Origin of the sequence: Acidocella sp. (genome assembly GCF_050253495.1) — a bacterium.
In the GTDB taxonomy this organism is placed as follows: Bacteria; Pseudomonadota; Alphaproteobacteria; order Acetobacterales; family Acetobacteraceae; genus Acidocella.
Map to the genome: position 1 here is coordinate 39,871 of NZ_JBFWIX010000013.1, position 26,243 is coordinate 66,113.

The following is a 26,243-nucleotide window of genomic DNA, read 5'->3' on the forward strand; positions in this document are numbered from 1 at the left end:
GTTTTTTGATCTTTGTTATTTTCTGTTTGTAACGTCTCAACTTTCTGGTGTGACGCGAAATAACAAAAATCCTGGTCAAGCGGCGGTCAGTTTTTCCGTCGCCGCCAGCAATGCCCGCAATGTTTGCGCGTCCCCGCCTTCTGGTTTTCCCGGTCTGGTTGAGTCGTTCCAGGCATAAGTGTCGATATGAGCCCAGGAAACTTGTTTCGGAATGAAATATTGCAGGAAAAGAGCCGCTGTTATGGCGCCGGCAAAAGGTTTTGTAGAAATATTGCAGAGATCAGCGAAGGGGGTTTCCAGCCATTTGGCATAGCCGGCATGCAGGGGCAGGCGCCAGAGCGGGTCGTTCGCGGCGAGGCCGGCGGTGAGAATGGTGTCAGCCATGCTGTCGTTATTGCAAAACAAGGCTGGTAAATCAGGCCCTAACGCGACCCTGGCGGCGCCGGTCAATGTCGCTGTATCTATCAGCCAGTCAGGAGTGGTTTCGGAGGCTTCCGACAGCAGGTCGCATAGAACAAGCCGCCCCTCCGCGTCCGTGTTGCCAACTTCAACGCTCAGGCCGGCGCGGGTACGGATAATGTCGGATGGCCGCATCGCATGGCCGGACACGCTGTTTTCCACACAACCGATTCGCAGCTCAAGCCTGATGGGCAAATCGAGCGCCATGATCGCCGAGGCCAGTCCCAGGACAATGGCCGCCCCGCCCATGTCCTTGCGCATCAGCCGCATGGCGCCGCTGGGCTTTAAATCATATCCGCCAGTATCGAAACAAACACCTTTTCCACAGAGCGAAACAAGTTTTGCGTCATCTCCGGCGGCGGTGCCGCGCCAGCGGAGTATGACGGCGGCGGCTGGTCTGTCCGACCCCGCGCCAACCGTGTGGATCGCGGGGAAGCGTTCAGCCAGCGCGGCGCCTTGCACGCATTCCGTTTCGGCGCCATGGCGCTGGGCAAGGGCCATGGCCGTTTGCGCCAGTTCCTGGGGGCCGAGCAGGTTAGCGGGGGTATTGATCAGTTCCCGCGCCAGCATCATCGCGCCGGCAATGGTCCGCGCCCGGGGGGAGGCCGCCGTGAGCGAGGCGAGGGAGGGTTTCTCCGCGCGGCGTGAGACGTAGCGGTAGGCCCCGAGCAGAAAGCCGAGTTCGGCATCATCCTGTGAAAAATTACCCGGTTCGATCCGCCATGCGCTGCCCGCGGGCAAAGCAGCGGCGGCGGCTCCGAAACCTTCTAGGGGATCGCCGTCACCAAGCCCCAGCGCGGCGGCAATAAGCGCGCCTTGCGTGTCTGGTATGAGCAAGACACGCCCGGCCTGGGCGTCGAATTTCAACAGCCCGGCCTGCATGGCGGCGGTGGGAAGGTGCGACAGGGTTTCTCGCCAGTTGCCGGGTCTGACCGCGTGGAGCGGCAAGGCGGGGGTGCCGGTCATGTCCAGGCCGGCCGGTATGTCCAGGAAGTTCAGCGCTGAGGTGATCATGCTGAAATATGTAATGCCGGATCGCCGGCTTCGCCATGACCGATGACGACAAACCAAGCTTTATGGGATGATTGCCGCCATATAAATAACCATGAACCAGACGGCCCAGGATAGAGGGCTGTCTGGTTCATTCGCGCATTCGTCTTTTACGTGTCTGAAACGGCGCTGCCGCCAAGGTGGTGGGGCGGTTTAGTGCAGCCTTTCGATGCCAATGGCGGCGACACGGCCTTCCCGTTGTTGGAGCGCGAAGCGGACCCGCTCCCCTTCATTCAGCTTCCGCAAGCCCGCATGCTGCACGGCGCTGATATGCACGAATATATCGTTGCCGCCACGATCAGGGGCAATGAACCCATACCCCTTGCCGGGGTTGAACCATTTCACGATCCCGGTGAGGGAGTTTGTATCTTGTTCGACTGTGTTGTCCTGAATCGTTTCCATATCGACGCCTCTCTTTGCTCACGTCATGCGAGCCTGGGTCATTCATGCCGGGTATTGACCCGGTACTGGTTAGTCTAAGCCTATTTGAAATTTGCGATCAATTGGAAAGTTTGTGCTGCATTGCGGCATAAATTCAAAACAAAAGGCCGGGCGGCGATGCCGTCCGGCCTGGCTTGTTGGGTTTTGTCCTGGCTTAGGCTACATCTTCGCGTTTGTCTCGTACCCGGACATAAGCAATGGCCGCATGCTCCTCGCAATAGGGCTTACCGGTCACGGCGGCAGCGTTGCAGAAATGGAAACCCGGCCGCCCTGGTTCGCCGATGGGCCAGCAGCAGGGCAGGGCACGGGGCTGCTGCGGTTTCGGGGCCGGCGCGATGGCGCGCAAGACAGGCACGGGCGCGCTGACGGAAGCAGGCAAGGGCGGCAGGGTCGGCCCCTGTGTGCGTTTTGGCGTGGTCGGGCGTGGAGTGGCTTCCCCCGTGGTTCGGCGGATGGGGGAGGGGCGCGCGGGCAAGCTCAGGCGGTGTGCCTTGCCGACGACGGCATTTTTGGAAATATTGAGGCGTCGGCCGATCTCGGCGGTAGACAAACCTTCCGCCCACAATGCGCGCAGCCGCGCGATTGTTTCATCTGTCCACTCCATATTGTGGGCCCCCTTATTCAACCTACTAGATACAGTAGCTTCGGCGAGGCGTCCGGGCAATGTTTAGCAGCGCTTTCCCGAGTCCTTTTCTGTGGAAAACTTTTTTGGACGATGTCAGGGTTTAACCGTTTCGCCAGGAAACGCGCCCCAGAAATCACTGCGTGCCAGATAGCCGGTTTCAAACTTCGTGGCGACCTTGCAATAATCTCCGTTGGCCTGGCATCGTAGCAGCCGCCCGGAAACGCCATGCTTGAAGTAGGCGACGATATTGGCGCTGGGGTGGGGAGCGCTGCGCAGGGCGGCTTGCGGTACGGTGACGTAAAAACCGCGTCTGGCGCGTATGGTGGCCTCATGCACCCAGCCGGTTCCGCCATCCGGTGCCAGCACATGGCGCCAGACGTCGAATTCACCGATGATTTCCACGGGTAGCCCCTCGCGCTGATAAACCCAGTTCACCGGATATTGAAATCCAGGCCCGGCGCGAAAATTCACCTTGTCCGAGCGCAGGCTGACAAAGCGCGGTATGGGGAGCCCGGTCACGCTGCCGCGCGCCGGGCCGGGGCCGGTGCCGGGATCGGGCGGTGGTTGGCTGGCGGCCGCCCCAGCCGCTGGCGAGGGGGCGGAAACCGGCGCGGCGGCGCAGAGCAGCGGCGCCAGCAGCAGCAATATCAGCCGCAGACGGGGCATGCGGGATCCTTTCTCAGCCTGACCTTACGGAATTCCGAGGCGAGCGCGTCCCAGACCAGCAGATGGCCGGAGAGGGACTGGCCAATGCCGGTGATCTCCTTGATGACTTCCACCGCCTGCATCGCCCCCATCACGCCGGTGACAGCGCCCATCACGCCCGCCTCGGAACAGGCAGGCACCAACCCGTCCGGGGGCGGCTCGGGGTAGAGGCAGCGATAGCAGGGGCCGCCCTCATGCGGTTTGAAGGTGGAGATCTGTCCTTCGAAGCGCAGCACGGCGGCGGAGACCAGGGTTTTGCGCGCCGCCACGCATTCATCCGCGATCAGGAAGCGCGTGGTGAAATTGTCGGTGCCGTCGCAAACCAGATCATAATCCGCGATCAGCCGGGCCGCGTTCTCGCGGGTCAGCCGCGTGGCGTGGCATTCGACCTTGACCAGAGGGTTGAGCCGCCGCAGCGACTCGGCGGCGGATTCCACCTTCAACTGTTCCAGATTGTTGGTGCCGTGCAGAATTTGACGCTGAAGATTGGACAACTCGACCTTGTCGGCATCCACCAGCCCGAGCGTGCCGATGCCCGCCGCCGTCAGATAGAGCGCCAAGGGCGAGCCCAGCCCGCCCGCTCCCACCACCAGCACCCGTGCCGCCTTCAGCTTGGCCTGGCCGGTGCCGCCCAGTTCCGGCAGCAATATATGCCTGGAATAACGCTGGATTTCGGCTTCTGAGAAATTGAGGTCCATGGCGCGGCTTATATTATGCTTATCTTCCTTCGGCCAAACCGCGAAAACACTTCACGCCGTGTGTCAATCTGGTAATAGGGGCGGATAAGGCAAAATTGTGTTCCCGCGGGGCGAGACCCGGCTGTGAGGTTGTTTATATGACGGTGATCAATGCCATCCGCATGGGTGGTTTGGATATTCTTCCCCTGGTCGAGGGCGGCAAGGGCGTTGCCGCCTCCAACGGTGTCAGCGCGGGCCATTGGGCGCTCGCGGGAGGAGTTGGCACCTTCTCGGCTGTGAATGCTGACAGTTACGACGAGGCGGGGCATGTCATTCCCCAGATTTATCATGGCCGCACTCGGCGGGACCGTCATGAGGAACTGATCCGTTACGCGATCGAGGGCGGTGTCGCCCAGGCGCGGCGCGCCTGGGAGATTTCCGGCGGCAAGGGGCGCATCCATGCCAATATCCTATGGGAGATGGGCGGGGCCGAGCGCGTCATTAACGGGATTCTGGAACGCACCAAGGGGATTGTCAGCGGCATCACCTGCGGGGCGGGCATGCCCTATCGCCTGTCTGACATCGCGGCCAAGTTCAACGTGCATTATTATCCCATCGTTTCCTCCAGCCGGGCTTTCTCCGCGCTCTGGAAGCGGGCTTATTCCAAGGTGTCCCACCTTCTGGGCGGGGTGGTGTATGAGGATCCCTGGCTGGCGGGCGGGCATAATGGCTTGTCCAATTCCGAAAACCCGGAAAAGCCGGAAAGCCCCTATCCGCGCCTTGTGGCCTTGCGCAAGGTGATGCGGGAGTTTGGGCTGCACGACACGCCGATCATCATGGCCGGCGGCGTCTGGGCGCTGGAGGAGTGGAAGGATTATATCGATAATCCCGAAATCGGGCCGATCGCCTTTCAGTTTGGCACGCGCCCGCTGCTGACCAAGGAAAGCCCCATTCCACAAAGCTGGAAAGACCGCTTGCTGAAGCTTAAGCCCGGCGATGTGTTCCTCAACCGTTTTTCGCCGACCGGGTTTTATTCCTCGGCGGTGAATAATGATTTCATTCAGGAACTCAGGACCCGCAACGAGCGCCAGGTGGCCTATAGCCCCGAGCCGGTGGGCGAGCATCTGGTGGAATATGGCGTGGGCGCGCGCAAGCGGTCTGTATATCTTACCGCGCCGGATTATGCCCGTGCGAAGGAATGGGAGGATGAAGGGTTTACCGAGGCGCTGCGCACGCCGGATTCCACGCTGATTTTCGTGGGGCCCGAAAAGGCCCGTGAGATTCATGAGGATCAGGTGAACTGCATGGGCTGTCTCAGCCAGTGCCGCTTTTCCAACTGGTCGCAGCATGAGCCGAGTTTCGATAACGGCAAAAAGGCGGATCCACGCAGTTTCTGCATCCAGAAGACCCTGCAGGCCGTCGTGCATGCGGCGCCGGACGATGAGGCGGCCATGGATCACAATCTGATGTTCGCGGGGCATAACGCCCATCGTTTTGCCACGGACCCGTTCTATTCCAACGGTTTCATCCCGACGGTGAAGCAACTCGTGGAGCGTATTCTCACCGGCAAGTGAGATGTTTCAGGAATGCTCGTCGCCGCGCCGCAGATAATGGCGCGGCGGGACGCCCAGGCAGCGTTTGAACATCGCGGTGAAGGCGGCCGGGTTGTCATAGCCGAGGTCGAGGGCCACCTGCGTTACCGATTCCCCCGCGCCAAGACGGGGCAGGGCGGCATGCAAGCAGGCATGCTGCCGCCAGACGGCGAAGCTTTGCCCTGTTTCCCGCCGGAATAGCCGGGTAAAGGCGCGGCGGCTGAGACCCAGGCTGGTCGCCCATTCATCGATGGTGGCGTGCGGGGTGGGGGCCTTCAGGAAGTTTTGGCAACGCGTCAGAAGGGGATGGTGGCCCGTTGGCATCGGCAGGCCCAGGGGCAGGCTGGAGAGCCGGTGCAGCTCATGCAGAAGCAGGGTCATCAGGGCGGCGGCACGGCTGCTCAGCTCATATTCGGCGGGAATATCCAGCGCTTCGCGCATCAGGCCCTGCATGAAGGCCGGTATCGCCATGACCTGACAATCCTCTGGCATGTCCGATATGGCGGTCGGATCCAGATACAGGCTGCGCATGGGGACCTCACCCAGCATCTTCACGGCATGCTCGACCCCGGCTGGGATCCAGATGCCTTGTCCCGGCGGGATAACCCAACTGCCGCCAAGGGTGGTGACGATGACCGTGCCCGCCGCGCTGAACAGAAGCTGATGCCGCCGGTGCTTGTGGGCGGGAATCTCATGACCGTTCTTGTAGTCCGTGCCCAAGGCCAATAATGGCCGGGCGACATCTTCAAGAAACTCAATGCGGCTATTCCATACCATGGCCCGGTCTCGTAAATTTCCGGCCTGCTTGCGGTTGTAGGCTGGCTTGGTCCGGCATAGTTGCTTCTTTTGCCACAAGCAACAAAGCGAAAGGCTCCGCCCTATGCGGAGCGGGGAATCAAACGCATGAGTCAGACCATCGCGGCGCCTGAACGGGGCGCTGGCACGGCGGGGCCGGTATTGGCGGCCATCAGCCTGTGCCATATGCTAAACGACCTGCTGCAATCCTTGTTGCCGGCGGTGTATCCAATCTTGAAGGGCGGCTTCAATCTCAATTTCGGTCAGATCGGCGCGCTGACCCTGACCTATCAGATCACCGCGTCCTTGTTGCAGCCGCTCGTCGGGCTGTTCACCGACAATAAACCGCTGCCTTTTTCCTTGCCTTTCGGCATGGGGTTCACCCTGGCGGGGCTTGTGACCCTGGCTTTCGCGCCCAGCTATGGTCTGCTGGTGCTGGGGGCTGGGCTGCTTGGCATTGGCTCTTCCGTCTTTCATCCCGAGGCATCGCGGATCGCGCGGCTGGCTTCGGGTGGGCGCCACGGGCTGGCGCAGTCGGTCTTTCAGGTTGGTGGTAATTTCGGTCAGGCGCTGGGCCCTCTGATGGCCGCGTTCGTCGTGCTGCCGCATGGCCGTGCCAGCATCGCCTGGTTCGCCGTGGTGGCTTTTGGCGCCATCGCCATTCTTTCGGCGCTGGGGCGCTGGTACCAGGCCCAGGGTCACGCCAAGCGCGCGCCGCGCCGCGCCGCCGCCGAGGCATTGCCGCGCGGGCGCCTGATTCTCGCGCTGAGCGTGCTGCTGGCGCTGATGTTCTCCAAGTTCTTCTATATAGCGAGCTTCACCAGTTATTATATTTTCTATCTGATGCAGCGTTTTCACCTTGATGTGCAGGCAGCGCAGCTGCATCTGTTCGCCTTCATGGCGGCGGCGGCCATCGGCACCGTGGCGGGAGGCCCCATTGGCGACAGGATCGGGCGCAAGGCGGTGATCTGGGTGTCCATTCTGGGGGTGGCGCCGTTTGCCCTGGTGTTGCCTTACGCGGGGCTGCACCTGACCGTTGTGCTGACGGTGATCATCGGCCTCGTGCTGTCCTCGGCCTTTTCCTCCATTGTCGTCTATGCCACCGAATTGATGCCAGGGCGCGTCGGTGCCGTTTCTGGCCTGTTCTTCGGGCTGGCTTTCGGCATGGGCGGCATCGGCGCGGCGGTGCTGGGGGCCATGGCGGACCGCTATGGCATCGCGGAGGTTTATAAGCTTTGTTCTTTCCTGCCGCTCATCGGGTTGCTGGCGGCGTTTCTGCCGCCGATGGCGAGTGCTCGCCGCGCATGATTCATTGGGGCGAATCGCGGGATTCGGCTATTCTGGAAGCCTGACCAGCGGGATGAGGAGCAGCGGCATGACGGCGCAGGCGGGACGAAAGCCATATTTCATCGTGTTGGGGAACGAGAAGGGGGGCTCCGGCAAGTCCACCACCTCGATTCATATTATCGTCTCGCTGCTGCGGGATGGTTACCGTGTCGGCGCCATGGATCTGGATGCGCGGCAGGGCACGCTGGCTGGAACGCTGGCCGCCCGCCAGGCCTTTGTCGAGAGCAAGGGGATAGAGTTGCCCCTGCCGGCGTTCCGCCCGGTCTTTCGGTCCGAACTGGATAACAGGCAGGAGGTTGAGGCGCAGGAGCGCGAGCGTTTCGACCATGCCGTGTCCGAATTGGTGGAAGGCGGCGCCGAGGTGATCGTGGTCGATTGCCCGGGCACCGATAATTTTCTTTCCCGCTACGGCCATTCCTTCGCGGATACGCTGATCACGCCGATTAATGACAGTTTTGTCGATTTTTCGATGCTGGCCAAGGTCGAGCCGGATAATCACGACATCATCAAGCCCAGCATCTATTCCGAGATGGTATGGGAGGCGCGCAAGACCCGGTTCAACCGTGACCGGGGCAAGATCGACTGGATTGTGATGCGTAACCGCCTGGCCGCCGTGGAGGCGCGCAACAAACGCGATGTCGGTGAGACGCTGGAAAGCCTGGCCAAGCGCATTGGGTTTCGCACGCTGAAGGGATTTGGCGAGCGTGTGATCTTCCGCGAGCTATATTTGCAGGGGCTGACATTGATGGATGTGAAGGAAGCCAATATCGGCATCGCCATGGGGTTGTCTCATATCGCCGCCCGCAACGAGGTGCGGGCCCTGATCGCCGCCATTAAGCTGCCGCCCGCCATGGCTGGCGACCGCGCCGAATTGGTGGCCTGAAACGGAAACCCAAAAAAGATCCTCTAAATTCATGCTTGTTTCTGGTGTGCTTTGCCACGGAGAGCCGTGGGTGGGGCGGGTTTTGGCAAGAATTTGAATTATCTTTAAATTCTCAAGCTTTTTCAATTTGTTGTGTTGCGCTTGCCATTCCGGCCGCTTTGGCCAATGAGCATCCACACTGGAATGTGGAAGTAAGAATGGCACGTATATTCCTGGCCGGAGCAGGGCCGGGCGATCCTGATCTGTTGACGTTGAAAACCGCGCGTTTGCTAAGCCGCGCGCAGGTGGTGCTGCATGACAGCCTGGTTGGGCCGGAGATTTTAGCGCTCATCAATCCCGAGGCTGAGATTGTGGATGTCGGTAAGCGTTGCGGCCAGGCTTCCACCGCGCAGGCCGAGATTTGCCGCTTGCTGGTGGAAGCCGCCGGAACAGGCAGGCTGGTGGTGCGGCTAAAAGGCGGCGATCCGGCGATTTTCGGCCGTCTGACGGAAGAAATGGAGGCGCTGCGCGCGGCGGGGTTTGCCTTTGAGGTGGTGCCGGGGGTGACGGCGGCCTCGGCGGCGGCGGCGGCGTTGGAAACCTCGCTCACACAAAGGCGCACGGCCCGCTCGCTGCATGTTATCACCGGCCATGGAGCCGAGGATGGCCTGCCGGCGCATGATTGGGCAGCCCTTGCCAGGGCGGGGGGGACTTTGGCCATCTATATGGGGAGCAAGCATCTGCCCGGCTTGGTCGGCAGGCTATTGGACGCCGGATTGCCGCCGGAGCTGCCAGCCGTTGCGGTGGAGGCGGCCAGCCTGCCGGGGGAACGTGTGATTCGTGCCAATCTGGCGCAATTGCCCGCCTCCTTGGTCCGCGCCGCGCCCTCGGGGCCGGTTCTGCTGTTGGTGGGGGTGGCGCTGGCTTAGGGGGTGTTTCTGAGTCGTTACGAGCTGATGGTTTGAAATGATTACAATATTGGGGTTCTTTTTATAAAGAAGACCTCAAAAGCCGGAGTCTTTTGTAAAAAGAGCCAGCCTCAGGGAAACGTTCCATAATTTTTCGTGTTTTTTAGAAGTTCTTAAGCTGTTCTAAACTGGGCGGACGCGTACGGGCCAGGATATTTGGTTGACGCGTCCTGCGAGAGTTGAGCCACTCTTGCCGCCATCCGTGTCCAGAATGTTTTTGGCAACCAATCCTTAAAGTTCAACGGTCATAAGAACGATGGCGGCGCGCATGGCCGCCGCCGCGAAGCGTCTGGCCGTTCCATCCTTGAGGACCAATATGAAAAATCTGCCGATCATTGCTAAAATTCTGGCTATTCTAGGGGTGCTCGGTGCGTTCATGATGGTTTCCACCGGCATGTTGTCCATCCAGATGTCCAGAATCGCGAAGCACGGCACCGAGATCAACGGCAGCGATGTTCAGGCCGCGTTCAACATGGCGGAGGCAAATGCCGCGCTTCAGAAGGAGCAGGCGGGGCTTGAAGCATTGATGATTAGTGTCGATGGCCGGTTGAACGCGCAGCATGATCAAGAGATGAAGAATGCCGCCGAGACCTTCAGTCAGGAAATGTCCCTGGCGGCCAAGTTGGCACCAGACCAGGCGGATGAAATTCATGATCTTTTGGTCAGGAGCAATGAGGTTTTTGGCAAGGCTTGCCTGAAAGCGCGCGATCTCGCGATTAACGCGACGGATATCATGGGTAACGCGCAGGCGCAGTCTGAATTCAACATGAACTGCGCGCCACTATTGCCACCTTTGACCAAGGCTGTGTTGACGCAAAGTCAAAAATTGCAAAACATCGCGGCGCTGAAGGTCAAGGGGCTGGAAAAGCAGGCGATCCGTATCGTCTGGATTTCCGGTGGGCTTGTGTTTCTCGTCCTGATGATTGTGATCCTGGTGGCGTTTTTCGTCATTCGCGGTGGAATTGTCAGGCCCCTGACCGCGCTGCGCGATGCGATGACGAGGCTGAGCGGTGGCGATTTGTCGACCGATGTGCCTGAAAGCGACCGCAAGGATGAGATCGGTGAAATGTCGCGCGCCGTCTCGCTGTTCAAGGAGGCTGGACTTGAAAAACAGCGTGTCGAGGAGGTTGCGAGGCGCAACGCCGCTCAAGTGGAAGCAGAGCGTGCCAGAGAGCAGAGCGCGCGGGAAGCGGCGGCGGCGGTCCAGGCGCATGTGGTCCAGACGCTGGCCAACGGGTTGGAGCGGCTTTCCGATGGGGATCTCATTTTCAGAATCAAGGATGAATTTGCCAGCGAATATGAAAAACTGAGGAAGGATTTCAACAAGGCCGTCGAAACATTGCAAAGCACATTGCAGCAGATTTCCACCAATGCGCAAGGTGTGCGGGCGAGTGCCGGAGAGATCACGCAGAGTTCTGACGATCTGTCGCACCGCACGGAGCAGCAGGCGGCGAATTTGGAAGAAACGGCGGCGGCTTTGGATGAAATCACGGTGACCGTGCGCAAGTCCTCCGAGGGGGCGAGCGAGGCAAGCCAATTGGTCGATGAGGCGAAGAGCGATGCCGAGCGTTCAGGAAGCGTGGTCAATGAAACCGTCACGGCGATGGGTGAAATCGAGGCCTCCTCGAAGAAAATTTCAAATATCATCGGAGTGATCGACGAGATTGCTTTTCAGACCAATCTACTGGCGCTGAATGCCGGGGTGGAGGCCGCCCGCGCGGGCGATGCTGGGCGTGGCTTTGCCGTTGTCGCCACCGAAGTACGGGCATTGGCACAGCGTTCCGCCGATGCGGCCAAAGAAATCAAGGCGCTGATCAACGCATCCGGCTTGCAGGTGCAGACAGGGGTCAGGCTGGTGAATGAAACGGGTCAAGCGCTTACCAGAATTGTTGAACAGGTTAGCCGGTTGAATATTTTGGTAACGGATATGGCCTCGTCAACCAAGGAACAGTCCATGGCCTTAGCCGGGGTCAATGATGCAGTAAACCGGATGGACCAAGTCACCCAGCAGAATGCGGCCATGGTTGAGCAAAGCACCGCCGCCTCTCACGCCTTGGCAAACGAGGCTGACGAGTTGGCCAGGCTTGTTGGGCAGTTCCGTATTGGTGAGGGCATGCCGCAAGCCAAGCCAGCAGTGACCAAATCGGCTAAGCAGGAAACGATTCAGAAGGTTGTCCCGATGCCTAACAACGCAGTGTCACCAGGAAAATTCAAGAAAGTTATGCCGGTTGAAGCCGATGACTGGGATGAGTTCTAACTTGGTCCGTTAAAATATCGTCATTAAATGGTGGTGAAAGTCATAACCATGAAAGAGGAAATTGAATTGCCGGCGGTAATGGACATGGTAGCCGCTTCAGGATTGTTGGAAGATTTTCTGCGTCAGAGAGGCCATGAAATTTTAGTTGAAGCTGGACAGGTTCAGCGTTGCGGAGCCCAATGTTTGCAAATTCTGCTGGCGGCACGGGCGGCCTGGGTGGCGGATGGACAGTTGTTCTTAATACAGAATCCTTCCGATGAGTTTACGGCAACTCTAGAATTAATGGGAATCTCTCCAGGAGAGCTTGGATATAAGCCAGATGTTGAGAGCGGAGAAAAAGCCAAATGAGTATGACGGTCCTGACAGTTGATGATTCACGCGCCATGAGGGATATGCTTCGTCAATCTCTTGTTGCCGCGGGGTTTCGTGTCATCCAGGCGGAGGATGGAGTCCATGGACTAGAAGTTTTGGCTTCCGAAATGCCTGATGTTATCGTAACCGACATCAATATGCCGCGCATGGATGGTTTTGGTTTTATTCAGGCGGTTCGACAAGATGAAACTCGTCGCGGAACGCCGGTTCTAGTTTTGACGACGGAAGTTGATACGGAAAAGAAAAATCGCGCGAGGGAAGCTGGCGCGACGGGATGGATTGTTAAACCATTTGACCCAGTGAAGTTGGTGGATGCCATCCGCCGCGTTATGGCCTGATAAATCTGGAGGAATTCATGGAAGATCCGTTGGCGGCCATCCGTGTCACATTTTTTCAGGAATGTGAGGAACAGCTAGCCGAGCTGGAAAGTGGTTTAATCGCCATGGAAAATGGCACAGCTGAAACAGAGACGGTAAATGCTGTGTTTCGTGCCGTGCATTCCATGAAAGGTGGAGCCGGAATTTTTTCCTTGGATTTTCTTGTTCGCTTCGCGCATGTATTCGAAACAGCCTTAGACAAGGTGCGTTCCGGAGCGCTTGTTGCATCTCCAGCCGTGGTGGCGGTGTTTTTGCGAGCCGCTGATTTGCTGGCGGATCTTGTACGCGCCGCACGGGAAGAAGGTGCAGTCGATGAGGCGCGTATTGCCGCAATGGCAAGAGAGTTTGAACAGATTGACGGCGTGGCTGCGGGCAATGAGAAAGATACGCCAAAACCAGAAGAGACAAAAAAAACAGCGAAAATTGTAAGCTGGAATATATTATTCACGCCGTATACGGGCCTTTATGCCAAGGCAAACGAGGCTGCCGTGCTGCTGCGGGAATTGCGGCGCTTGGGCGAAACGAAGATAGAGCTGGATAGTAGCCATTTGCCAGAGTTGCATGAGCTAGATCCGGAAGGGGCTTATCTAACCTGGAATATCGTTCTTGAATCGGAGTGCGGCAAGCAAGATATCCGTAATATATTTGAGTTTGTCGAAGATGATTGCAAACTTGAAATTTCAGAACAGAACGATGAATCGATGACACCTGGAACGGTTATCACGGGAGATAACGGATTTAAGTTTGAATTTTTCGCTCCCATGGAACCAGAGGAAGCAGGAGAATCAAAAGAGGAAGAGCCCGCTATGTCATCTCCTGGCATGGATAAGCAAGAGGTGGAACATATCCATCAGGCACAACATTCACCACTGAATCCAACAGTTCAGGTATTGGCCGCAAAAGTGGAAACAACGAATGTAGTAGGTACGACCATTCGTGTGGACCTTGATCGTGTCGATAGAATGATTGACTTGGTTGGCGAGCTTGTCATCAATGAGGCGATGTTAAGCCAGCGTGTGATGGAAGCGGGCATAGCGCGGGCTTCCGGTGTGGCCATGGCCCTTGAAGAATTGGAGCACCTGACACGGGAAATTCAGGATAGCGTGATGGCCATCAGGGCTCAGCCGGTGCGGTCTGTTTTTCAACGTATGCCAAGATTGGTGCGTGAAGTTGCGGCGCTAACCGGTAAGCAGGTTCATCTTGTTTCAGAAGGTGAGGCAACGGAAGTAGATAAAACGGTAATTGAGCGTATCGCTGACCCATTGACCCATATGATTCGAAATGCCATCGATCATGGGTTGGAATCCACCCAAGTTCGCATCGAAGCCGGGAAGCCGGCTGAAGGTACGGTGAAGCTGACGGCGGTGCATAGATCGGGTCGAATCGTTCTGGAGGTTTCAGACGATGGCGGTGGTATCAATCGTGCACGGGTTCGACAAAAAGCCATTGAAAATGGTCTTATCACTCCTGATACGCAGATGACCGATGAAGAAGTCGATAATCTGATTTTCTTGCCAGGATTTTCCACGGCATCCAAGGTGTCCGATATTTCAGGCCGTGGCGTGGGCATGGATGTCGTCCGGCAATCAGTCCAGGCGCTTGGGGGGCGGATTTCAATTTCTTCGAGGCCAGGCGTTGGGTCGACATTTACCCTGTCCTTGCCGCTGACCCTCGCGGTTTTAGATGGCATGGTGGTTTCCGCCAAGGGCCATACGTTGATTATTCCTCTGGGTGCCATTGTGGAAACATTAAAACCAAGGTCGGAGGATGTGTTTCCCTTGGATGGAGATTTGAACATGCTAGCACTGCGCGGTGGCTATGTTCCGATTGTCGATGTTGCATTTTGCCTTGGATATAGCAAAAAGTTCATAGAGCCAGAGCAAAGTGTTGCCTTGCTGGTAGAAGGCGATGGTGGAGCCCGCGCTGTGCTTTTGGTGGACGCGATCCATGGTCAAAGACAAGTCGTTATCAAAAGCCTGGAGGCGAATTATCGCGCTGTTCCTGGAATAGCGGCGGCAACGGTAATGGGCGATGGGCGTGTGGCCTTGATCGTCGATGTCGATATGGTTGTTCGGGATGCGGGGGCGGATACCAGTATCTGGCCAACGGAAAAAGCTAAGCTCGAAGTTAACGGGAGGGCAGCATGATGAAGGGCGATGAAGCTCTTTCCGAGGGCCGGGAACTCATAGCATTTCGTGTTGGAAAACAGGAGTTTTGTATCAACGTCATGATGGTCCGTGAAATTCGTGGTTGGACGGCTGCGACCGCATTGCCGCGTGCTCCGCGCTATGTAAAGGGAGTCATAAATTTACGTGGCGCGGTATTGCCCATCGTGGACCTGGCTGTACGGCTTGGCATGCCAGGCGGTGAACCGACGGAACGAAATGTTATTATCGTGGTACAGATTTTCCAACGTCAGGTTGGACTTTTAGTCGATGCGGTTTCTGACATATTGACGGCGAATGACAATATTATCCAGCCTTTGCCGGATGTGACATCCGAACTAGTCAAAAGCTTCGTCAAGGGGCTGTTGCCCATGGATGGGCGGATGGTCAGTCTCATTATGCTGGATAATGTGCTGCCTGTGGAAGAGATGGAAGTGGCCTAATGATAGGGCATGAGGTGTTAAAAAACCAAACTCTTGTGGAAAAGGCGGAGTTCTCCTTCACGTCGAAGGACTTGGCGGTCATTTCCAAAATCATGATGAGTGAGGCCGGAATCGTCTTGTCGGAAGCAAAGGCGAATTTGATTTATTCGCGTTTGGCAAAGCGTGTTCGCAAGTTAAGCATGAAGGGTTTTTCAGAATATTGCGCATTCGTTGAAACGCCAGATGGTGTTGAAGAACGTCGTGAGCTTATTGCTGCTTTGACGACGAATGTAACGAGGTTTTTTCGAGAGCCGCATCATTTTGAGCATCTTCGCAGCAAATTGCTTCCTGACCTGATTGGAAAGGCAAAAGCTGGTCATCCGGTACGTTTATGGTCGGCGGCCTGTTCGTCTGGCCAAGAGCCATATTCCATGGCTTTGACTTTGTTGCGTGAGCTGCCAGATGCTTTGCGTTATGACATCCGCATCTTGGCGACGGATATAGATCCGAATGTGCTTGCTGTTGCCCAAGCTGGAATTTACTCTGAAAATGCCTTGGAGCCTGTACCTTCCAATCTAAAGCAAAGCTGGTTCAAATCTTTGCAAGATGATCCAGGTCATTGGCAGGCCAAAGAGGAACTGCGGCAAATCATTTCGTTTAGAAAGCTGAATCTAATTGGCAATTGGCCCATGAAAGGGAAATTTCAGGCGATTTTTTGTCGTAATGTCGTCATCTATTTCGACAATCAAACTCAAGAAAATATCTGGGCAAGATTTGTTCCGGTACTCGATAATAATGGCGCGTTGTATATTGGCCATTCGGAGCGTGTCTCGGGTGGGGCAGAGCAAAGTTTCGTTAGTGAAGGTGTTACGATTTATAGGAAATCATTGACGGGAGGCTCGAAATGACGGTTCGTGTTGTTATCGTTGACGATTCCGCGACCATGAGGGCGATTATCGCGAGTACGTTGAGAGCTGATCCTGATATTGAGGTTGTCGGTGAAGCCGCGGAACCGCATGAGGCCCGTCAGTTGATCAAACGTCAAGCACCTGATGTGATTACACTGGATATTGAAATGCCGAATATGGATGGCATTTCTTTTCTTGAAAAAATCATGAGGCTACGTCCAACACCTGTTATTATGGTTTCCTCTTTGACCCAGTCTGGAGCGGATATCAATTTACGCGCGCTTGAGATAGGTGCTTTTGATTGTGTTGCTAAGCCGTCTTCTATATCTCATGACAGCTTCAATCAACTTGCCGAGAAAGTGAAAGCCGCGGCATTGGCGCGTCGTAAACCAAGGTTTGCCGATGGTTCGTCCCATTCACTGGCTCCTTCCAATTATGAGCCGGATGGCAGAATCGTGGCGATTGGGTCTTCAACAGGTGGTGTCGAAGCATTGATTGAAATTCTTTCAAAATTTCCGGAGAATTGTCCACCGACAATTATCAGCCAGCACATGCCTCCGACTTTTACAAAAAGTTTCGCAGCGCGTTTGGATAAATTATGTAAACCGAAAGTGCGAGAAGCTGAAAGCGGGATGCGTCTTGCCGTTGGGCATGTATATCTTTCACCTGGCGACAAACATTTTGAATTGACCGGAAGGAATGTTCTGGAAATCAATTTGACCCAGACAGACAAGGTTAATGGTCATCGCCCATCGGTGGATGTGATGTTTAAATCCGTTCGGGCTCATGTGGGGGGGCGTGTTGTCGGTGTGATTCTGACAGGGCTTGGTTGCGATGGCGCGAATGGGTTGCTTGCATTGCGTCAGGCTGGCGCTGAAACCATAGGCCAGGATGCCGCTTCTTGCGTGGTTTATGGCATGCCGCGCGCGGCGTTTGAACTGGGCGCCGTGGAACGGCAATTGCCGTTGGAAAAAATCGCCGAACAAATATTATTGCTGACATCCGTTCACCGGAAGGTGCCGGCGGCATGACGACATCCTTGCTGCCGTATCAAAAGGACGGAGAGCGGCGAATCAACATCGTACAGGGTCATCATTATGTGGATAATGACCCGCGTACTGTCCTGACCACGATATTAGGTTCATGCATTGCGGCTTGTATTTGGGACGACATGGCGGGCGTGGGGGGCATGAATCATTTTCTCCTGCCAGGGGATGGCAGCGCAAAAGGCGCGCCGGCAGGCAATGAAGCAAAGCGATATGGTGTGCATTTGATGGAGCTTTTGATCAATGACTTGCTCCGACGCGGTGCGCATAAACCCAGAATGAAAGCAAAACTATTTGGCGGGGCCTGCATGATGAAAGGACTAACGGATATTGGCACGTTGAATGCGACTTTTGCGGAAAATTTCCTCAAGGGTGAAAATATTGAACTGGTGGGAGGTAGTTTGCGCGGTGGGTTTGGGCGGCGCATCCAGTTCTGGCCTGTGACTGGCCGGGCCAGGCAGGCGTTGTTAACGAAAGAGACCGCTTCCATCATGCGTGAGGAGACGGCCCGTCCGCCCGCCGCGCTGTCTGGCGCGGGACAGGTGGAGTTGTTTTGAGCTGATCTGAGATTGGCGAAAATTTAGAGTTTGTTCCTTTGTGGAAGGAGGATGGCAGCTTGACTGGCACGGAAGCTCATATGGAAGATCACCATACCTCCTTGAGGCTTATCCTCAACGCGGTCGGAGAGGAGTTCCGTGAACTCGGGCGTTTTTCAGAGCGTTTTCAGGTGAGCCTCAGTCCCGCCGTTAGAAATTTGGCTTTGGATCCGGCATGTCACAGAGATGTTCAATCGCTGGATCTTTTGGCTCAGCGTCTAGCGGCCTTGTCGGGCTATATCATGGAAATCAGCCAGCTTTTGCCCGATGATCTGATGCTTGATTCACGTAATGCCCTGGCCTCCATCACATTGTCGGAATTGCAATACAGGTTGAAGGGGGCGCCGGTTCCGATTGAAGAGGGGCACCGTTCCGGTGAGTTGGAATTGTTTTAAGTATGAACCACTCCATGAATTCTTAAAGATTCCGGCATTAATTGTGCAATGACGGCAAGGGCTATCCAGATCATGGAAGGGAGTAGCGTGCGACATGTCTTATCATGCCGAGCATAAGGGCAATGAACATAGTGCGGAGTTTTTGTCCGTTCGTGTCGGAACGCAGGAATTTGCCATCGATATAAGAACAATTCGGGAAATTCGCGGTTGGATCGCCTCCACCCATCTTCCGCATGCGCCGCCTTTCATCAAGGGGATGATCAATCTGCGGGGAAGTGTCCTGCTGGTGATCGATTTGGCACAGCGGCTGGGGCTTCCCCCCATCATGCCCAGTGCGGCTTCCGTGGTCGTCGTGGTCGAATGTGGGGATAAGGCGGTGGGTCTGCTGGTGGATGCGGTATGCGACATTATCACTGTTACGGAAGATATGCGTCAAAATACACCCGAAACCGGCAGTGATGTTCCCAAGGCCTATATCGAGGGGCTGGTGATGATGGAGAGCCGGATTGTGAGCATACTTCTCATCCAGGCGCTGATTCCGGATGAAACGGTTCAGAAAATGGCTGATATGGCAATGGCCTGATTCTCACACGCGTAAATATGAAAAAGACGGCTTGGAGGCCGTCTTTTTCATGGTCCGCGATGCTTTATGACAACCGGCTGTCTAAGCCAGACCTGCTTTAGTCGGCGGCGAGCGCCATTTGCTTGCGGGCCAGGGACTGGCTCACATAGCCTTCCACGGCCTCGGATACTTTTTCCGCATGGTTGGCGAATACGTGATCCGCTCCTTCGAACACGCGGTAATCAATGGCCACGCCTTTTTGCTGGTTGAGCTTGTCGACCAGTTTGCGCACGGAATTTTCGGGCACCAGCTCATCAGCATCGCCGTGAATGATCAGGCCGCCGGTTGGGCAGGGGGCCAGAAATCCGAAATCATACCCAGCGGCGGGCAGGGCCACGGAAACCCAGCCGGAGACTTCCGGCCGGCGCATCAAGAGTTGCATGCCCACGAAGGCGCCGAAAGAATAGCCCGCGATCCATAAACCGCCATGGCCGGGGTTCAGCGCCTGCATCCAGTCCAGCGCTGCGGCGGCGTCGTTGATCTCGCCCATGCCCCCGTCGAACTTGCTCTGGCTACGGCCTACACCCCGGAAATTGAAGCGCATCACCGAAAAACCAAGGCGCTGGAACACCTGGTACATGGTGTAGGTGATACGGTTATTCATGGTGCCGCCATGCAGCGGGTGAGGGTGCAGCACCAAGGCCAACGGCGCACCGCGTTCCTTGGCGTGGTGGTAACGGCCCTCAAGGCGGCCTTCTGGGCCAGCGAACATCACTTCAGGCATACTCGAACTCGTCTTTCATGCTTAATATAAATTCGTCACATCTTGCGGGTAAAATTTATTGCGAGACGCTTTTCCGGAGAAAACGGCTCTCAGGCAGATCATCCGAAAAAGTTGACCGCATAGGTCGGGATACCTAAATGCTCCTCAAGATCTGTGGCTGACATAGCGGATTTAATACCTGTTATTTCTCCTCAGGTCTTTCAATATAACCTGCTTCTGGGCTGTTTATCCACGGAAATTCGCATGCCCCTTATGTTTTTGCGCGAGACGATCCAGGCTTACCGTAAGAGCGACCCCGCGGCGCGGTCGAATCTTGAGGTTTTGCTTTGCTACCCAGGGCTGCATGCCGTGCTGGTTCATCGCCTTGCGCATGGGGTTTGGCGGGGTGGGTTTGTCACACTGGCCCGGCTGATCTCGCATATCGGGCGATTTCTCACGGGAATCGAAATTCACCCAGGGGCAAAAATTGGCCGGCGGTTCGTGATCGATCACGGGATGGGGGTGGTGATCGGTGAAACGGCTGAAATCGGGGATGATGTATATATATATCATCAGGTTACGCTAGGCGGCACCAGCTCCGCCCAAGGCAAGCGCCACCCGACGATCGGTAATAACGTGATCATTGGCGCCGGGGCGAAAGTACTGGGGGCCATCAATGTGGCGGAGGGAGCGCGGATCGGCGCCAATGCCGTGGTGGTGGCGCCGATCCCGGCGGGCACCACTGTTGTCGGCATTCCGGCCCGGCCGGTGGAACGCGGCGGCCGCAAGCCGCGCTTCGATGCCTATGGCACGCCCTGCGACCCCTGTATCGATCCGCTTTTTCATGAAATCGAGCTGTTGCGTGGCGAACTGACGGCCCTGGAAGCCCGTATCCAGGCTCGTGATCCGCAAGCCGTGGAGCTTTTGTCCCCCCAAAAATGATTTATCTGGACGCCAACGCCACGGAACCCTTGCGCCCCGAAGCGCGCGAGGCCGCTCTGGCCGCCATGGAAACAGGGGGCAATCCTTCCTCCGTGCATGGGGCTGGCCGCGCGGCGCGCAAAATTCTGGAAACAGCGCGCGAGCGGGTGGCTGCCTTTGTCCATGCGCGCCCGGCGGATGTGATTTTCTGCGCGGGGGCCACGGAGGCGGATGCCCTGGCCGTGCATGCGCTGGGGGCCGGAAGGCCTGTTTTCATCGGCGCCACCGAGCATGATGCCATCCGCGCGGCCGCCCCCGGCGCCGTGACGATACCGGTTCTGGCCGATGGGCAGGTGGATTTGGCCGCCTTGGAGGCGTTGCTGGCAGATCATCCGGGGGCTCTGGTGTGCTTGATGGCGGCGAATAACGAGACTGGCGTGCTGCACGACATTGCCGCGGCGGCTAGGCTTTGCGCCAAGGCGGGGGCTTTGCTGCATGTGGATGCTGTTCAGGCGATTGGCCGCGCTAATCAGGACTGGCTGGCGCTGGGGGCGGCCAGTTTTGCGCTTTCGGGTCATAAATTCGGCGCTTTACCTGGGGCGGGCGCGTTGGTTACCCGGTCCAATCTGGAGATCAAGGCGTTGATCAAGGGGGGAGGGCAGGAGCTGGGGCGGCGTGGCGGCACGCCGGCCTTGCCGGCCATAGCCGGTTTGGCGGCAGCCCTCGGCGCGCCTTATGAGGCAGGGCAGATTGCCGCCTGGCGCGATGAGATCGAGGCTTTTGCCCTCTCCCATGGCGCCGTGGCGGCCGGCCGCGCCGCGCCGCGCTTGCCCAACACGGTCTGTCTCATCCTGCCCGGCGTGAGGGCGGAGACCCAGCTCATCGCCTTGGACATGGCGGGCATCTGTGTTTCCTCGGGTTCAGCCTGTTCCTCGGGCAAGGTCACCGCCAGCCATGTGCTGCTGGCCATGGGGGTGGATGGGGCACTGGCCGGCCAAGCGATCCGGGTTTCGCTGCCCTGGAACGTCCAGGGTGAGGCAGTGCGGAAATTTCAGACCGCTTATGCTTCCATGCTTGCCCGCGCCTTGCGAAATGGCGTCCAATCGGCTTAACCACCCCGGCGGATTTCAAGGATTATTCATGCCCAAAATGACTTTCATCGAACGCGACGGCACGCGCCGTGAGGTTGAAGCCCCGTTGGGGCTTTCCGTGCTTGAGGTTGCGCATAAGCATGGCATCGACATTGAGGGGGCTTGCGAGGGGTCGCTTGCTTGTTCGACCTGCCATGTCATCGTCGACCCGGACTGGTTCGACAGGCTGAAAGGACCCTCCGAGGATGAGGAGGACATGCTTGATCTCGCCTTTGGGCTGGAAAAAACCTCCCGCCTTGGCTGCCAGATCGTCATGACAGACGCGTTGGATGGTCTGGTGGTGAAGTTGCCCGCCGCCACCCGGAACGCGGGCAAGTAATATGAAGGTGGTGGTCGCCATGTCCGGCGGCGTCGACAGCTCGGTCGTGGCCGGGCTGATGGCGCGCGAGGGGCACGAGGTGATCGGCGTCACATTGCAGCTTTACGATCATGGAGCGGCGGTGGGGCGCAAGGGGGCTTGCTGCGCCGGGCAGGATATTCATGATGCCAAGCGCGTCGCGGACCGGCTCGGCATTGCCCATTACGTGGTCGACAGCGAAACCCGCTTCAAGGAGCGTGTTATTTCCGCCTTCGCGGATTCTTATGCGCAAGGCCAGACACCCGTGCCCTGCATTGCCTGCAACCAGCATTTGAAATTTGGCGATTTACTGGAGATGGCCAGGGATCTTGGCGCGGATGCGCTGGCCACGGGCCATTATGTCCGCCGCCTGGAAGGTCCGGATGGGGCTGAGATGCACAAGGCGGTCGACGAGGCCCGCGATCAGAGCTGGTTTTTGTTCGCCACCACCCAGGAACAGCTGGATTTCTGCCGATTCCCGCTGGGCGGTTTTGCTTCCAAGGCCGAGGTTCGCGCCGTGGCGGTTGAGATGGGGCTTACCGTGGCCGAAAAAGCCGATAGCCAGGATATATGTTTCGTGCCCTCTGGCAGCTATGCCGGAATCGTCGAAAAATTCCGCCCGGACGCGTTGGCGCGGGGTGAGGTCGTGAGTGAGGATGGCAGCGTGCTCGGCGTGCATCAAGGTATCGCGCGCTATACGATCGGCCAAGCCAAGCGTCTGCCGGATAAGGCGGCGCATATGGTGGTGAAGGCCATCGAGCCCGGCACCAAGCGTATTGTCGTCGGTCCACGCGGCGCGCAAAGCCGCACGGTCAGATTGCGAGATGTGAACTGGCTGACGCGCGCGGGGACGTTGCGCGCCGGGGTGAAGCTGCGCGCGCGAGATGAATTGCATGCGGCCACCATCCATCCGGAGGGTACGGGGGCCATTTTGGAGCTGGATGAACCAGCCCTCGCCGCGCCTGGGCAGGCCGCGGTGTTTTACGAAGGCTCGCGTATTCTCGGGGGCGGCTTTATCATCTAAAATACAAATCAAAATATGGTTTTGTTGCCTTCTTGACTGTTTTTGCTACAGTCCAAAGTTGTAACGCCGCTGACGCCGAAGGGGGCGGTGCGGATGGCTCTGGAAGGCGGCATGTCTGGTTCAAGCTACACCTCACTGATCGGCACGGGTGATACGCTTACCGTTACGTCTCCTTATAGTGTCGCCACCAATTTGACATTCGAGAATGAAGGCACCGCCAGCGGTGTCATTATCTTCTCGCGCACGGGCATCGCGGCGGGTACGGCCACCCTAAATGGCACGATCACGCCGGTGGCGGATTTTGGCGGTGGGACCATCGGGAATTTTCTGCCCAGCGCCTACCGCAATTATGGGTTTCTGGGCGATGAGGTCAGTATTCAGGCGGTGGAGAGCCTGTTCAACGCGTTGGACAGCGCCAGCACCGCCGCCGCCGACAATGCGGACTTCGCCGACCATATCACGCTCGCGGCTCGCGGCGGCAATCACATCCTCATAGAAAATGGTCATGTGGAGGTCAGCGCTGGCACGCCCTTCACTCTCGATGCCAATCAACAACTCATTATCGACGAGATCGCCCTCGGCCTGTTCGGCACCGCCGCCAATCAGGGCACACTCGAAATTTCCTTTGCCGAGCGGACCAACCCCAACAGCAACAATCCCTTCGTCGATGCGATGATCGTTGCCGATACCCCGGTCAATCCATGTTTTGCAGCTGGCACGCTGATTCTCACGACACGCGGTGAGGTGCCGGTCGAGACATTGACGCAGGACGATAGGGTGATCGCCCCGGACGGGGAGGAAGAGCAGGTGGTCTGGATCGGGCGGCGGGAGCTTGATCTCGCCAATGCGTTAAGGCCCGAGCGGCTCCGTCCTGTTGTGATCGAACCGGATGCCTTGGCCGATGGGGTTCCCGCGCGCCGACTGTGCCTTTCGCCCGATCATGCGCTTTATCTCGATGGTGTTTTAGTGCCGGCTAAACTCTTGATCAATTGGAACAGTATCCGCCAGGACCATATGCTGTCGCGCGTGACATATTATCATATCGAACTGCCCAGCCATGGTGCCCTGTTCGCGGAGGGCACGGCGGTGGAATCCTTCCTCGATACCGGGCATCGGGGGGTGTTCGACAATGCGCGCGAGCAGGTTGTCGCCATGCCGGATGCGATGCAGGCCCGCCGTGAGGCGCAAAGCTTCGCGCCGCTCTGCATGGGGGGAGCAAAGCTTGAGGATCTCCGCGCCAGAATCGCCAGCCGGCAAGTGGGGCTTCGCCTGTCGGGAGGCTGAGTGGCGGGTCCGGAAGCCCGCATATTTTGTTTGCCTGCGGAGGCATTCGACATCCGCTCTGAGCGGGAGATGCGGTGCTTGTTGATTTAGCTGGTCGGGGTCAGCCCCGCGGCGGAGAGCTGAAGATGCCTGCTGCTGGTTTCATAATGGCTGATGGCGACGATGGTGGTGCCCGGCAGCCGGGCCCGCAATGTGGCGCGAATGTCTTCCGCCAGTTTTTTATCCATGGCCGATGTCGCCTCATCCATGAACAGCCAATCCGGTTTGGCCAGCAAGGCGCGCGCCAGGGCAAGGCGCTGCTGCTCACCGCCAGATAAAGCGAGGCCCCAATTGGCGGTTTCTTCCAGCCGTGGCACCAGATGCCCTAGCTCCAGGGCGCTGAGGGCTTCCGCCGCCGCTTCGTTGGACAGGCTGCTCTCGGCGGCGGGGTAAGCTAGGTTACGCTTGAGCGTGCCCAGCGGGAAATAAGGTTTTTGCGGCAGGAACAGGAGGCGCCCCGACGGGCGTGTGATTTCACCCGTGCCGAAGGGCCAGATGCCAGCCAAGGCACGGAAAAGGGTGGATTTGCCACTGCCGGATGGGCCCGAAATAGTGATGATTTCCCCTGGCGTGAGGGTCAGGGAGGCATGGTCCAGCAATTTCCGCCCATCCGGCAGGGTCAGGGTCAGATCCTTCAAGGTCAGCTCGCTCTGGCCATTGCTGATTCGTGGCCCGCCGGTGGCCACGGCGCGCGCGGCCTCCATCGCTTCATGGAAACCGTAAAGACGAGAGACCGTCGCCCGCCAAGTTACGAGGCTGGTATAGGAGCCAATGAACCAGGACAGCGCCCCTTGAACCTGGCCGAACACCATTGGAATTTGGCTCAACCCGCCCAGTCCGATCTCCTTGGCGAAATAGCGCGGCAGGATCACCACCAGCGGGAAAATATTGGCGACCTGGTTGAAGCTGATGGTGAAGAAATTCAGGGCCTTGGTCCGGCGCATGATCGACCAGAAATTATCCCGCACCAGTTGGAAGCTGGAACGCAACTCCGTGTTTTCCTCTGCCTCGCCATGGGAGAGGGCGATCGCTTCCGGGTTTTCGCGTACCCTGACCAGCCGGTAGCGGAAATTCGCCTCCAGCTTCTGCTGGCTGAAGGAAAGCGGTACCAGCTTGCGGCCGATGAGGTGCGTCAGCCCCGTGCCGACCAGAGAATAGAGGATCGCAACCCAGAGCATATAGCCATGGATGGTGACGCCAAAGAGCGTGATGGAACCGGAAATGCTGTAGAGAACGAACACGAAGCTGAAGAGGGTCACCACATTGGTGATGAAATCCGTGCCGAGCGAGAGCGTGTTGGCGGTGAAATTATTCAAATCCTCGGAAATGCGCTGGTCGGGATTGTCCACCACGGCGCTGGGGGCCTGGCTGAGGCTGATATTGTAATAGGCCCGGTCCTGAAGCCAGTTTTCCACATAATGCACGGTCATCCATTGCCGCCATTTGATTTGCAGCATCTGGCTCAGATAGGTGGCGTAAACCGCGATGAGTACATAAATGATCACCAACTCGGCGAAGCCGGGCATTGGTCCCTTACCCTTGATATGCACGAGCGGCATGTAAAGCAGGGTTACCACTGTTTTGACGTCGTAAACCTGGATGGCGTTGAAGAAATCGTTGTTCCAGTAGGTCAGGACCACGTTCAGCCCGACCAGCAACAGGTTCAGCGCGATCACCGACCCTAGGAGCCCCCATGCCGCCCATTTTTCATCGGATTTAAAATAGGGCTTGGCCAGGCTCCAGCCTTCGGCGAAACCGGTGAAGAAATTCGTCATCGTGCGGCGCATGGCTCAGCCCTCCAGTGTCTTCAGACGCAGGCGGATGACGCCATGCAGAACATCCGGGTTCACGGGTTTACCCTTGCGCAATATCTCGATTGTTCCGGCGCGGGCCAGACGTTGCGCCGCCAGCTTTACCGCCGCCAGAGAGCGCCGCCAGCTTTCATCGCGCGGGTGACCCGCCAGTGCTTTCGCGGCTTCGGTGGGGCAGATCGATTTGTCCGGCCCGCGGGCGGCGAGTGTGTCGAGAATGGCCTGTTCGGCTGGATCGGCGGTCATGAGCCGAGCCTTATGCCTGATCCGCGTGCCCCTTCAAAGCCAGATC

General features: G+C 57.7%; 28 protein-coding genes. 19 read left to right on the top strand and 9 right to left on the bottom strand.

The window, feature by feature from the left end; translation table 11 throughout:
• Nucleotides 1–75 precede the first annotated feature (75 nt).
• The 5 genes from AB7D48_RS11195 to AB7D48_RS11215 all read right to left on the bottom strand — a co-directional run bounded on the left by AB7D48_RS11195 (nt 76) and on the right by AB7D48_RS11215 (nt 3,978).
• Complete coding sequence (locus tag AB7D48_RS11195; RefSeq protein WP_427978987.1) at nt 76–1,473, bottom strand: leucyl aminopeptidase family protein; 1,398 nt, start codon at nt 1,471–1,473, stop codon at nt 76–78.
• Between the two features lie 189 nt (nt 1,474–1,662).
• Nucleotides 1,663–1,911 carry a cold-shock protein gene (locus AB7D48_RS11200; protein ID WP_427978990.1) on the bottom strand — a complete coding sequence of 83 codons (249 nt, stop codon included), beginning with the start codon at nt 1,909–1,911 and terminating at the stop codon, nt 1,663–1,665.
• 193 nt (nt 1,912–2,104) lie between these two features.
• Complete coding sequence (locus tag AB7D48_RS11205) at nt 2,105–2,554, bottom strand: GcrA family cell cycle regulator (RefSeq protein WP_427978992.1); 450 nt, start codon at nt 2,552–2,554, stop codon at nt 2,105–2,107.
• A gap of 114 nt (nt 2,555–2,668) precedes the next feature.
• Nucleotides 2,669–3,241 carry an SH3 domain-containing protein gene (locus AB7D48_RS11210; protein ID WP_427978993.1) on the bottom strand — a complete coding sequence of 191 codons (573 nt, stop codon included), beginning with the start codon at nt 3,239–3,241 and terminating at the stop codon, nt 2,669–2,671.
• Nucleotides 3,223–3,978: a HesA/MoeB/ThiF family protein gene (locus AB7D48_RS11215; protein ID WP_427978997.1), complete on the bottom strand. Its 756-nt coding sequence runs from the start codon at nt 3,976–3,978 to the stop codon at nt 3,223–3,225. The genes AB7D48_RS11210 and AB7D48_RS11215 overlap by 19 nt, the downstream gene beginning before the upstream one ends.
• A gap of 137 nt (nt 3,979–4,115) precedes the next feature.
• On the opposite strand from AB7D48_RS11215, the gene AB7D48_RS11220 reads away from it, so the two are divergent.
• Nucleotides 4,116–5,531 carry an NAD(P)H-dependent flavin oxidoreductase gene (locus AB7D48_RS11220; protein ID WP_427979000.1) on the top strand — a complete coding sequence of 472 codons (1,416 nt, stop codon included), beginning with the start codon at nt 4,116–4,118 and terminating at the stop codon, nt 5,529–5,531.
• Nucleotides 5,532–5,537: 6 nt separating this feature from the next.
• Here AB7D48_RS11220 and AB7D48_RS11225 read toward each other — a convergent pair whose 3' ends face one another.
• A complete protein-coding gene (locus AB7D48_RS11225; protein ID WP_427979002.1) occupies nt 5,538–6,326 on the bottom strand; it encodes an AraC family transcriptional regulator in 789 nt (262 codons plus the stop codon).
• A gap of 126 nt (nt 6,327–6,452) precedes the next feature.
• Between AB7D48_RS11225 and AB7D48_RS11230 the strand changes: the two genes are divergently transcribed.
• The 13 genes from AB7D48_RS11230 (at nt 6,453) to AB7D48_RS11290 (ending at nt 18,642) form a co-directional block, all read left to right on the top strand.
• A complete protein-coding gene (locus tag AB7D48_RS11230) occupies nt 6,453–7,652 on the top strand; it encodes an MFS transporter (RefSeq protein WP_427979005.1) in 1,200 nt (399 codons plus the stop codon).
• Nucleotides 7,653–7,719: 67 nt separating this feature from the next.
• Nucleotides 7,720–8,574, top strand: a complete 855-nt coding sequence (locus AB7D48_RS11235) for a division plane positioning ATPase MipZ (protein ID WP_427979008.1) — start codon at nt 7,720–7,722, stop codon at nt 8,572–8,574.
• 197 nt (nt 8,575–8,771) lie between these two features.
• Nucleotides 8,772–9,482 (top strand): uroporphyrinogen-III C-methyltransferase, encoded by a 711-nt coding sequence (cobA, locus tag AB7D48_RS11240; protein WP_427979010.1) that lies wholly within the window; start codon nt 8,772–8,774, stop codon nt 9,480–9,482.
• 307 nt (nt 9,483–9,789) lie between these two features.
• Nucleotides 9,790–11,778: a methyl-accepting chemotaxis protein gene (locus tag AB7D48_RS11245; protein ID WP_427979013.1), complete on the top strand. Its 1,989-nt coding sequence runs from the start codon at nt 9,790–9,792 to the stop codon at nt 11,776–11,778.
• A gap of 48 nt (nt 11,779–11,826) precedes the next feature.
• The gene (locus tag AB7D48_RS11250) at nt 11,827–12,126 is read left to right on the top strand and encodes an STAS domain-containing protein (protein WP_427979015.1); all 300 of its coding nucleotides are present in this window, start codon (nt 11,827–11,829) and stop codon (nt 12,124–12,126) included.
• Complete coding sequence (locus AB7D48_RS11255; protein ID WP_427979018.1) at nt 12,123–12,488, top strand: response regulator; 366 nt, start codon at nt 12,123–12,125, stop codon at nt 12,486–12,488. Before AB7D48_RS11250 ends, AB7D48_RS11255 begins: the two co-directional genes overlap by 4 nt.
• A 17-nt stretch (nt 12,489–12,505) precedes the next feature.
• Nucleotides 12,506–14,674 carry a chemotaxis protein CheA gene (locus AB7D48_RS11260; RefSeq protein WP_427979020.1) on the top strand — a complete coding sequence of 723 codons (2,169 nt, stop codon included), beginning with the start codon at nt 12,506–12,508 and terminating at the stop codon, nt 14,672–14,674.
• A complete protein-coding gene (locus AB7D48_RS11265; RefSeq protein ID WP_427979022.1) occupies nt 14,671–15,135 on the top strand; it encodes a chemotaxis protein CheW in 465 nt (154 codons plus the stop codon). Before AB7D48_RS11260 ends, AB7D48_RS11265 begins: the two co-directional genes overlap by 4 nt.
• The gene (locus tag AB7D48_RS11270) at nt 15,135–16,022 is read left to right on the top strand and encodes a CheR family methyltransferase (protein WP_427979023.1); all 888 of its coding nucleotides are present in this window, start codon (nt 15,135–15,137) and stop codon (nt 16,020–16,022) included. The genes AB7D48_RS11265 and AB7D48_RS11270 overlap by 1 nt, the downstream gene beginning before the upstream one ends.
• Nucleotides 16,019–17,053 (top strand): protein-glutamate methylesterase/protein-glutamine glutaminase, encoded by a 1,035-nt coding sequence (locus tag AB7D48_RS11275; RefSeq protein WP_427979026.1) that lies wholly within the window; start codon nt 16,019–16,021, stop codon nt 17,051–17,053. Before AB7D48_RS11270 ends, AB7D48_RS11275 begins: the two co-directional genes overlap by 4 nt.
• On the top strand, nt 17,050–17,625 hold the full coding sequence (locus tag AB7D48_RS11280) for a chemotaxis protein CheD (RefSeq protein WP_427979028.1): 576 nt from the start codon (nt 17,050–17,052) through the stop codon (nt 17,623–17,625). The genes AB7D48_RS11275 and AB7D48_RS11280 overlap by 4 nt, the downstream gene beginning before the upstream one ends.
• Before the next feature lie 59 nt (nt 17,626–17,684).
• Nucleotides 17,685–18,059 (top strand): hypothetical protein, encoded by a 375-nt coding sequence (locus tag AB7D48_RS11285; protein WP_427979030.1) that lies wholly within the window; start codon nt 17,685–17,687, stop codon nt 18,057–18,059.
• 94 nt (nt 18,060–18,153) lie between these two features.
• Entirely contained in the window at nt 18,154–18,642 is a 489-nt protein-coding gene (locus AB7D48_RS11290) for a chemotaxis protein CheW (RefSeq protein ID WP_427979033.1), read from the top strand.
• Between the two features lie 97 nt (nt 18,643–18,739).
• On the opposite strand, the gene AB7D48_RS11295 is transcribed toward AB7D48_RS11290, so the two are convergent.
• The gene (locus AB7D48_RS11295; protein WP_427979036.1) at nt 18,740–19,405 is read right to left on the bottom strand and encodes an alpha/beta hydrolase; all 666 of its coding nucleotides are present in this window, start codon (nt 19,403–19,405) and stop codon (nt 18,740–18,742) included.
• 243 nt (nt 19,406–19,648) lie between these two features.
• Between AB7D48_RS11295 and cysE the strand changes: the two genes are divergently transcribed.
• From cysE to AB7D48_RS11320, 5 genes are read left to right on the top strand one after another with little or no spacing between them, the layout of a single operon-like run.
• Nucleotides 19,649–20,326 carry a serine O-acetyltransferase gene (gene cysE / locus AB7D48_RS11300; RefSeq protein ID WP_427979039.1) on the top strand — a complete coding sequence of 226 codons (678 nt, stop codon included), beginning with the start codon at nt 19,649–19,651 and terminating at the stop codon, nt 20,324–20,326.
• A complete protein-coding gene (locus AB7D48_RS11305; RefSeq protein ID WP_427979042.1) occupies nt 20,323–21,417 on the top strand; it encodes a cysteine desulfurase family protein in 1,095 nt (364 codons plus the stop codon). The genes cysE and AB7D48_RS11305 overlap by 4 nt, the downstream gene beginning before the upstream one ends.
• Nucleotides 21,418–21,445: 28 nt before the next feature.
• Nucleotides 21,446–21,775: a ferredoxin family 2Fe-2S iron-sulfur cluster binding protein gene (locus tag AB7D48_RS11310; protein ID WP_427979045.1), complete on the top strand. Its 330-nt coding sequence runs from the start codon at nt 21,446–21,448 to the stop codon at nt 21,773–21,775.
• Nucleotide 21,776: 1 nt separating this feature from the next.
• The gene (gene mnmA / locus AB7D48_RS11315) at nt 21,777–22,817 is read left to right on the top strand and encodes a tRNA 2-thiouridine(34) synthase MnmA (RefSeq protein WP_427979047.1); all 1,041 of its coding nucleotides are present in this window, start codon (nt 21,777–21,779) and stop codon (nt 22,815–22,817) included.
• Between the two features lie 42 nt (nt 22,818–22,859).
• Nucleotides 22,860–24,101, top strand: a complete 1,242-nt coding sequence (locus AB7D48_RS11320) for a Hint domain-containing protein (RefSeq protein WP_427979049.1) — start codon at nt 22,860–22,862, stop codon at nt 24,099–24,101.
• An 86-nt stretch (nt 24,102–24,187) separates the two neighbouring features.
• Here AB7D48_RS11320 and AB7D48_RS11325 read toward each other — a convergent pair whose 3' ends face one another.
• Both AB7D48_RS11325 and AB7D48_RS11330 read right to left on the bottom strand, forming a co-directional pair.
• On the bottom strand, nt 24,188–25,927 hold the full coding sequence (locus tag AB7D48_RS11325; protein WP_427979052.1) for an ABC transporter ATP-binding protein/permease: 1,740 nt from the start codon (nt 25,925–25,927) through the stop codon (nt 24,188–24,190).
• Between the two features lie 3 nt (nt 25,928–25,930).
• A complete protein-coding gene (locus AB7D48_RS11330; protein WP_427979055.1) occupies nt 25,931–26,197 on the bottom strand; it encodes a DUF3253 domain-containing protein in 267 nt (88 codons plus the stop codon).
• Between the last annotated feature and the right edge of the window lie 46 nt (nt 26,198–26,243).